The 1953-nt window shown below is 59.4% G+C and carries 2 protein-coding genes; both read left to right on the top strand.

What is annotated here, in order from left to right:
- Nucleotides 1-410: 410 nt before the first annotated feature.
- Nucleotides 411-1457, top strand: coding sequence for a hypothetical protein (locus A8G08_RS05595; protein WP_157108420.1), 1047 nt, complete (start codon nucleotides 411-413; stop codon nucleotides 1455-1457).
- A 127-nt stretch (nucleotides 1458-1584) separates the two neighbouring features.
- Nucleotides 1585-1869, top strand: a complete 285-nt coding sequence (locus tag A8G08_RS28415; RefSeq protein ID WP_425394531.1) for a hypothetical protein — start codon at nucleotides 1585-1587, stop codon at nucleotides 1867-1869.
- Nucleotides 1870-1953 lie beyond the last annotated feature (84 nt).

The following is a 1953-nucleotide window of genomic DNA, read 5'->3' on the forward strand; positions in this document are numbered from 1 at the left end:
GATTTTGCGTTTCACAGACACTGCGAGGCCACTTCAAGGAAGACGAAGCCCACGTCGCCCTGGAACCCGCGTGCAGCGGTCTGTCCGGGTCATAGGCTCGAATCCTGTCACCTCGACCAGGTCAGTGGGTCTTTTAGACTGTCGGGTCCCGATCTTGGGCACGATCAGTCGACCACAGCGGCGATTCGCAACTACACGGCCCGCACCGCTGCGTTGATCGTTTGTTCGCCGCTGATAGGCGATGCAACGACTCAAATGAAAGGATCTGCGAGACGTATCTGGCCGCATTCCGCGGTAATCAGGCACAAATTTCGGAAACTCCGACAATGCCACGGGCCAGCTTCGGAACGGCAAAGATTGTTCTCACCGTGAAAGTGGCCAGGCGGGCTATAGCAGAGACGGAGACATGTATGAGAGAGGGAACCCTTGGCCCTTGGTGGGCCACGCTCTTAGTGTGCGTCTACTACTTGCTCTTCGTCATCGGCGTGACCTACCGCGGGATGGTCGCGCTCGTACGCCGCCGCGCGCTCATCGCCGACCTGGCCCACATAAAGCGGCGTAGGGAACAGCTGAATATTTGGATCGAGCAGTCCGGCGACGACGCCCAAAAACGAAGATCTAAGTTGATGGAAACCGCATTGAGCGCGCTCGAAGCCGAAATGAATGTCCGGCCGGGCGACCTGTACGAAAAGGGTGAAGACGAGAATCGAGAAGCGGAATCAGGGGTCGCCAAGTCTGCCGGTATCCGTGGGATGCTTCGAAGGTTCGGGTCCACAGCTCTTTTCAAGCTCTGGAGTCAGCGTGGGACACTCGACGACATCAAACGTGAATTGGTATACCTTGTGCCCCCTGATGAGCTCGCCACGCACTCCGAACCACTATTTGAACAACTCGCTCGCCGGGACGAAAAGGTCGCGCAGGGCTACCGTGACAGATTCGCCAAGGCTGGTTCGGATAGCCACAAATGCGTTGTCTTGGTGCAAGCCCAGGAAGAATGTGATCGTCGCAAAGGGGAGAGTCTCGCACTCGAGTACGAAAGCGAACAAGCTGCGATATGGCTCGCGATCGTGGGACTGCTTGCCATCACGGGAATCGCCGTGGGTTTCGGTCACCAAGTGACGATGCTTGTCGGTGCGGTCGGCGGCTTTCTTGCGCCAACCGTGACTTCGCTGACCTCGGAGGGGGTTCGCTCGGCGTGGGGTGTGCTGATCCTAGGACCCGTCGGCGGCGCACTTACTGCCGTCGGCGGTGTGCTGCTGGTGAACTTTCTCGCCGAGATCGGCGTTTTGGGCAAGATTTTTGCTGATTCCTGGATCGATCCGTGGTCTGTCGTGTCACTTAGCGTGGCGTTATTGGTCGGGTTCTCAGGACACCTATTCTCACAGCTGGCCATCAGCGCAGTCGCGGAGTTCGGGCACAGTGCCGGACAGGAAAGCGCCGTGAGCAAATCTGTGTAACCTCCTTGCTGGTGTCACAGGATATGTCCGCAAGACGCGGATCCAGCCGGCGCGTAAACGTGAACTCCGTTGTGACACAGCGAGGCGATCGCGAAAGTGGTCGTATCGAGAGGCGCAGGCGATCGTGATGGCGGTAGTTGCAGTAGTGCGCCGGAGTCCCTCGCCCGTTGTCGCTGGCGCGGAACCGCAACGCATCGCCACGTACTTGACGGTGCCGACCTGTGCTGGGAAGACGTGTTCCATCGAGAAGGCTTGTCACGAACGGGATCTCGGCCGCGACAAGCTCATCGCGTACCAACGTGGATCTATTTCGCAGGCGACACCGTCGTCGTTCCGGTCCAGCTTCGGCGCAATAGCCCGGCTCGCCGCGGTAGATCGGCGCCGCCCCGGCGTGGTGGTGGACCTTGCCTAGGGGTGTGGACGCGAGCATTGGCACCCATGGCTCAGCGATACTTGTGGCGTACACCATCAGTGCCGTAGCACTGATGGACCTGCG

It is taken from the genome of Aldersonia kunmingensis (assembly GCF_001646865.1).
In the GTDB taxonomy this organism is placed as follows: Bacteria; Actinomycetota; Actinomycetes; order Mycobacteriales; family Mycobacteriaceae; genus Aldersonia; species Aldersonia kunmingensis.